The organism is Epilithonimonas hominis, from assembly GCF_003730015.1.
GTDB classification, from domain to species: Bacteria; Bacteroidota; Bacteroidia; order Flavobacteriales; family Weeksellaceae; genus Epilithonimonas; species Epilithonimonas hominis.
In genome coordinates this window covers 1-6,895 of record NZ_RJTU01000049.1, presented here as the reverse complement: position 1 = coordinate 6,895, position 6,895 = coordinate 1, and the positions used below count along the sequence as shown (strand labels likewise).

The following is a 6,895-nucleotide window of genomic DNA, read 5'->3' as shown; positions in this document are numbered from 1 at the left end:
GCAACGAAAACTTAGCTATTGTGCGATCGCCCTTCTTTTTTTCATTCCGTTTGTCCGTTAGCATTGGCAAAGCGGAAGCTCTTTTGCAATTTTGGCTTTGTGTGGTTGGCTTGTGCGAATTGCAAATGTGCTTACGCTTGTGTGGCGACTTCACACATCATCATATTGTAATGTCCAACGTGGTCAGTCAATACGAATATGTCTTTAAAAACTTTTTTATATGCTTCAACAGTTCGGTCTTGAAGTTCAACAAACAGGTCGTCATTTATACTGTGAGAACCGTCATTTATCCACGAAATTAAAGACCTACAAATTTCTTGTTCTTCTTTGGTTTCAAATTTTAGAATTAAGTCATCATCTCCGTATTTTCCAAGTAACTTAAAATAATTTTCAATTATTCTACGCATTATGTTTTGAATTGTTAGACTTGATTTTATTCCGTCATTTTTCAACTCTTGCCATAAAAGTTCATACGAAGATTGAATTGGATTTTCCATTGCAAAACTTTGCAAACTTGTAATCTTGTCGTTTTTTCGTAAAATCCAAAAATTTGTTTTGTTGTCAATTTTTGTTCTTCCATCAATAAACGAAACTTCTTTATGAAAATAAACGTTGTGAGTTAATAAAATCAACTGTTTTACGTTTCCAATATCTGCTTTTATGTTTTTAATAATATCTTTGATTAATGTGCTAACAACAAACAAAACATTACTGTCTAAACTTGAAATTGGGTCGTCAATTACCAAAACTCTTTCGTTGTTTACTTCATCTTCAGAAATTCCACCTTTTGTTAATTGTAGATAATAGAGAAAAGTAATAAATGTGATTTCTCCTTCACTTAAAGTTGTTTCAGCTATTGTTCCGTCTTCACGTTGAATTTGATAAAATCCTTCTTCTTGTGTAGGAACAATTTCAAAATTTAAAAATCCGTAAGATTTCAAAATTCTGTTTATTTCATCAATCGTTGGTTGAATACTTGTTACATTCTTGTTTAGATTTTTAATTTCAATATCTAATTTATCGTATTCGTCAAGTTTTTCTTTACGTTGTTTTTCTAAATTTTCTATACCTTTTTCTAAACCACTTTTCTTTCCATTAAATGTTGTAATATCTGTTTTGTAATCTTCAATTAAGTACTTCCAAATAGCTTTTATTAGATTGCTTTTTTCTGTTGCAAAATTGGCAACAATGTCATTGTGTTTTTTTATTTCAGTGTTTGCTTGGTCAATTAACTCTGCTACTAAATCAGCTTGTTCCTTGACAGAAAGCAACTCTATACTTCTGCTTGGTTCTTTAACTTTGTTATTTAGAAGTTCATTATTCGTTGTGTTTTGGCTTATCAACGTTTTTAAGTAAGCCGAAAATTTTCCAACGTCAAGTTTGGTGTTACTAAAAGTTTTTTGCTCTTCTTCAATTGCATTTAATTGATTGATGATATTTTGAGTTAAAGTATTGTATTCCTGTTTTAGCTCTTTTAGTTGTTTGATGTCGCTTAAATACGTTTCATCAAAAAAACTTTCGATTTGCTTTTTGAACTCGTCATCTATTGTTTTTTGTTGGCAGAAAGGACAAGTTTTATCTTCAATATATTCTCTACCTTGATTAACCCAATCATTGATATTTAACCGTTGAATTAGTTTGGCAATATTAACATCGGCTTTGCCGACAATGATTTTTTTCCAAATTTCATTCGTTTCAATTTGCAAAATTCTATCAAAAGAAATTTGACTTATTGGGTCAATTCTTTGTGGTTGTTCGCCAAATATAGTTGCTGATTTTTCCTTTAAATTTTCAAGTGTTTCTAATTGAGCATTGTTGTTTTCGGATTCTTGCAAAAGTTTGTTTTTGAACGTTTCTTTTTGCATTGAACCTTGAAACGCTTCTTTAAAAGCCGTTTCATTTTTCTTGTAAACTTTTGTCCAAGTAGTTTCTTTAAACTCGTTTTCTAAATCTTCTTTTTCCTTTTTTTGTTTATCTAATGTTTCTCGTTTTTGTATTCCGTCTGCTTTAATTGTTTTAAGTTCTTCGCTTTTCTTTTCAATTTCTTTGATTTGTTCGGCTGTGGCTTCGCCAAGAGTGAAAACTCCATTTAGTTTACCTTTTCCAAAGTTTCGTTCTCTAAATTCTTTGTTGTAAGCCAATACTTTTAACGGCAAATCATTTTGCCAAGTTAAAGAACAACTATTGAATTTTGGGTCTGAACTATCGTGAACAAAATTTGAAATCGTTGTTTTTCCGCAACCATTTGCACCATAAATAAAATTGACTTTTTTCAAATCGTCAAATCTTACGCCTTGATTGTCGTATGTCGCTACATTTTTTATGTCAATTTGCTTTATCATTTAGTTTAGGTTGTTCAGAGGAATTTTAAAATTCAGTTGTTATTCTATTTTAATTGGCATTTATTTCAAAAAGTTTTTCGTTCGTTTCTAAAAAAGTAATAAAATCATCTATTGTTCTCGGTTGTATATTCAAACCCTCTGTGTCTTTCACATACTTGATTTGTTTTTCACTATCAACATAAATGCTTGGTGCAATAAAATGACACATTGAATTGGCATTGACTTTTTTAGAAAATTCTGTCAAGTGCCTTGCAATAGGCCATACCTCCATCATTGTTTGCGTTCTACCACCCGACATTGTAACTTCAACCAAGATTCCGTTGTCATTTTCAAAACATTCTATATCTCCTTGATTTCCTTGTCCTCCTGCTGTTGATGTTGGTATTCCCTCATCATCAGTTGGATAATTTGGTATGATTTTCAAATCTCGGTGTTTCGATTTGATAGCCAACGAAGTTAAAAATTCTAATCGAATTGGGTGCGAAAGTAATTTTAAAACTTCATCACTCGAATTAGATTTTTTGGCTAATCCTTTAAGTTCAGATTTAATTGTATTCCAAGAATATGTATCAACCCATTTAAGCAACAATTTGTCATTTTCGTCAATGCTTAATGTTTTAGTTTCAAGACTGATAAGATTTTCATCTGTTTCAGCCATATAATTGAAATACTCTTTTTCGGTTTCAAAAGTCGGATAGGTGGAATAATGCTCTAATACATATTCTACTTTTTCAATCTCATTTTTGTTGATGTCGATAAATCTTCCTGCTCCACGTAGTGAAATCAATCCTGTCAAACGCATTTTGCGAATAAATTCATCAGGATAATCAACCATTATGGATTTGTCATCTCGTTCGACATCAGTTCCTTCCATTATTTCATCTCGACAAATTTCCGTTACAATTTCCCAACTTGGGTTGTAGCTGTGTTCTTCTCGTAACTGTTTAATTCGTTGATATAGAGCTTCGGAATCGTTATCTTTCCAATACAAGATTAAAGGGATTTCCAATTTTGAAATTCCTGCTCCGTTATATTCTGGGTCGTCATTCAGTTTTTTGATAACCTGTAACAATAAAACCAAAGGAACATTATCGTTTAAAACTCTGATGAAAGGACTGTTTCTTTGATACTTTGCGAGGGCTTGAAGAAATGCCTGTTGTTCAAATTCGGGGTGCGGTTCACTTACTAAAATAGTATCTCCATCGACATCAACCTGTATCGAATTAGCAAGTTTTAAACCGATTTCAGAAAATTCAATTTGTTCATTTGTCCAATAATAGACAAAACCTAATTCTTTGGCAAAATCAAAATAAGTCGCAAACCTTGAAGCCCAACCTTTGTCAAATCCTGCTTCTTTATGATGTTGAGGATTGTTTACAAGGATTTCTGTTACTTCGCCATCTGTGAGCAAGGTTTCTGAAAATTCTCCTTTTTTACTTGTTGACCATTTTTCTTTAACAGAGTTGCTAATTTTCATTGGTCTGTACACACCATATTTAATTAACTCTGCAATAATACTTTCAGCTAATTCAGACGTTAATATCTCGCCATTAAATTTGCTCAAAATATTCAATAACCTTTTCATTCTTTCAGGATTTCTTACCGTTGTGGTAAAAAGTAAAGGTTTATATGTTGATTCTCTTTTCTTTGCCATTATTCTACTGCTTCAAATTCTGTAAAGTTGATTGTTTCCTGTGTCGGAACAAAAATTTCAGGCTCATAATTTGTAATCAGAACTTCTTTAAATTCTTTGTTTGAATTGTCGTGATAGCTGATGTAATTACTTTTTATGTCGAATGAATTATGCTGTCTGCTCCACTCTAAAAATTGATGATTGATTTTTCCTTTGTAATGCGAAACATTGGAAACTGCAAATTTTACATTTTGCGTATCTAACCATTCCAAAAAATCAAGCAATCGTTTTTCTGTTTCTTCATTCCAAAGTTTGTTGTATTCGCTAAATGTAATCAAATAGGGTGGGTCGAGATACACAAAATCGTCCTCTTGAAATTCTATTTGTTTGAAGAAATCTAAAAAGTCTAAATTGAAAAATTGTATATTTTTCTGCTTGGTTAAACGGAAATAATCTTGTAATGCAGTTTCGGTGTTTTTATTGAAATCTACATTTCCAACAGGCAAATTATATTTTCCTTTTGAGTTAAAACGCAACATTCGGTTAAAGCCAAAAATCAAAAGTAGATATAAATGCAAAATTTTTTTTTCGTTACTTGAATTGTAATCGGCTTTTAATTTATCAAATCCATCTTTGTTGAATTTGGCATAATATGTTTTTATCCACTCATCTTTTAATTCTTGTGGAACAATATCTTTGATATATGAATGTGATAAATTGTATTCTTGGATAACTTCAAAAACGCTATCGAAAAACATTTTCGGGTTTTCGGATTGTTCCATTAAAAACTGATGAATATTGACAACATTTGTATCAATATCATTTAATAGATATTCGTTAGCATTTACGTTGAGAAAAACAGAACCACCACCCGTAAATGGCTCAATAAAACGATTTATCGTTTTAGGGAAAAACTTACGGATTTTTGGATATAGTTTGTATTTATCTCCAACGTAAAATAATGGCGAACGATATGTTTTGCTGTGGTTAGTCATATTTTTTTGTTAGAAATAAAAACTCTTTATGGTCATTAAAATCGGTCTTTCCTGTGTTGAAATATTTATGTGATTGCTCAAAAATTTGTGTTTCTCCAACGCTATTTAAAATCTCGACAATTTCCTCGTATTTAATCTTATTTGCAGAAGACTTGCTTTTCGATTTGTAAGTGTTGTTGTAAGAAACAGCCAAATATTTTACATCTAAATTCTCAACCAAATCTTTAAAGGCAAATTTTGCTCTCGATGTGCAATATTCACTCATATTTTCGGGTTCGGGTTTGAGAGCAACACCAAACAAATCGGGCTTTTTCCATTGTACCAAATTCTCGTAAATATGATAAAATCTGCTATACTGTCGGGAATTATAAGGTGGGTCGATATAGGCGATGTCGCCTTTTAATTTTCTAACTAACTTATTGGAATCTTCTCTGTAAATTTTTGCCCCTACAAAATCTTCGGTTTGAATTAAGCGAAAATTTAAAGGTCGTTTTGCAATTGGTTTTTTGATGTATGCGTCAAAATGCCCAACAGTGTTGGCAAGTCGGTCAATAGTATAAATTAAGGAAGTTAAAAGAATTGCATATTCTTTTGAGTTCAACTCTTTTTTTCGGTTTTCAATGTCTTGACGAATATGTCCGATTAGTTTTGAAATATCTTTTTCGTAAAATTTTCCTCCAAAATTTTTAGAAAAATAATTTTCTCTAATGTTGTTCGGATTTAAAGTATTGTACTCGTTTACGATGTCAATTATTTTTTTAGAATCCCATTTTTTGTTGTCATAAAATGCTTGATAAGCAATGTTATTAGAAAATAAAATATCATTCAGAACTACATTTTTATACGTTTTCATTGCTTCTTTTGCAACGCTTGAAGTTCCCGAAAACACATCTATAAAGGTTTCGTTTCCTGTGGTTTCTTGTTGGATAACTTCCATTATCCAATCGGTCAATTTCGCTTTATTTCCAATATATCTTCGACTATGCAACTCAAATTTTTCTAAATTTTCATAGTCGTTAAAAAGGGAGTTTCCGTACTTTATTTTTTGTTCAGCAAGAATAAATCCTTCAAGTCCAAAATCTTCATTTTGAACTTCATACAATATCTTATCACTAATCAGATGTTTGATTAGTTCTTGTTCGCTGTAACTGTAAAATGAAGCTAATGTTTGTACTTGCGGTTTTGTAGGAAGTCTTTTTCCTGTTTCAATTCTGCTCAACGAAGTATAATTGATAGCTGTTTTTTCCGCAACTTCTTGTAAGTGAAATCCTTTAGTTTCTCTTATTTCCTTTAGCGTATCTCCGATTGAAATTAAAGTATCCAACATAATTTGACAATTTTCGTCAAATATAGGAATAATGTTTTGATTTATGTCGGTCGAGCGTGGGAAAAATTTAGCTCTTTTTGGTTTTTATAGCGTTGGCTTGTGCGGTTGGAAAACCAAAATGTGCTAAATGTGCGGTGGGTTTTAGGGTGTCGCACAACGGAACGGGGCTTTGCGAGGTGCGGGCTACTGCAACCGGAAGTGGAGAGGAGAACCAATCTCTAGCAAAAACTTTTTCCATTTTTTAAAATTACAAAAAAACTAAAAAATGGAAAAGTTTTTTGCGGGTATTTTCTAGAATATTTCTGAGATTTCCTTCAACCCCGCATCTTGCAAAACCCATGTTGAACTAAACCTTCGGTAGCTTTCTCAGCGCCATATTTAGTTACTTTGTAAAACTAATTAAAAATCAGTAAAATGGCAACAAAAAAAAGAGTGTAGAAGCGCTTAGAGAAAACAAAATCATCAATCAGGCAAAGCGCGAAGTTCCGGGATTTGCGGAGCTTTTGCAAAGGTTTGAACGTACGGTTTCTGTATTGGGAAGGAGCCAAAGTACGTTTCAAAATTACTCCAGACACGTCGCTGCGGTGTCGCTACATTT

5 protein-coding genes are annotated in these 6,895 nt (G+C 32.0%); all 5 read right to left on the bottom strand.

Features of this window, described 5'->3' with window-relative positions; all coding sequences use genetic code 11:
• Nucleotides 1-131: 131 nt before the first annotated feature.
• Nucleotides 132-2,342 (bottom strand): AAA family ATPase, encoded by a 2,211-nt coding sequence (locus tag EGH73_RS07215; RefSeq protein WP_123281283.1) that lies wholly within the window; start codon nt 2,340-2,342, stop codon nt 132-134.
• A gap of 49 nt (nt 2,343-2,391) precedes the next feature.
• The gene (locus tag EGH73_RS07210; RefSeq protein WP_123281282.1) at nt 2,392-3,996 is read right to left on the bottom strand and encodes an AlwI family type II restriction endonuclease; all 1,605 of its coding nucleotides are present in this window, start codon (nt 3,994-3,996) and stop codon (nt 2,392-2,394) included.
• Entirely contained in the window at nt 3,996-4,970 is a 975-nt protein-coding gene (locus tag EGH73_RS07205; RefSeq protein ID WP_123281281.1) for a Dam family site-specific DNA-(adenine-N6)-methyltransferase, read from the bottom strand. Before EGH73_RS07205 ends, EGH73_RS07210 begins: the two co-directional genes overlap by 1 nt.
• Nucleotides 4,963-6,297, bottom strand: coding sequence for a DNA adenine methylase (locus EGH73_RS07200; RefSeq protein ID WP_123281280.1), 1,335 nt, complete (start codon nt 6,295-6,297; stop codon nt 4,963-4,965). Before EGH73_RS07200 ends, EGH73_RS07205 begins: the two co-directional genes overlap by 8 nt.
• A gap of 67 nt (nt 6,298-6,364) precedes the next feature.
• Nucleotides 6,365-6,535 (bottom strand): hypothetical protein, encoded by a 171-nt coding sequence (locus EGH73_RS13995; protein WP_184808080.1) that lies wholly within the window; start codon nt 6,533-6,535, stop codon nt 6,365-6,367.
• Nucleotides 6,536-6,895: the final 360 nt, after the last annotated feature.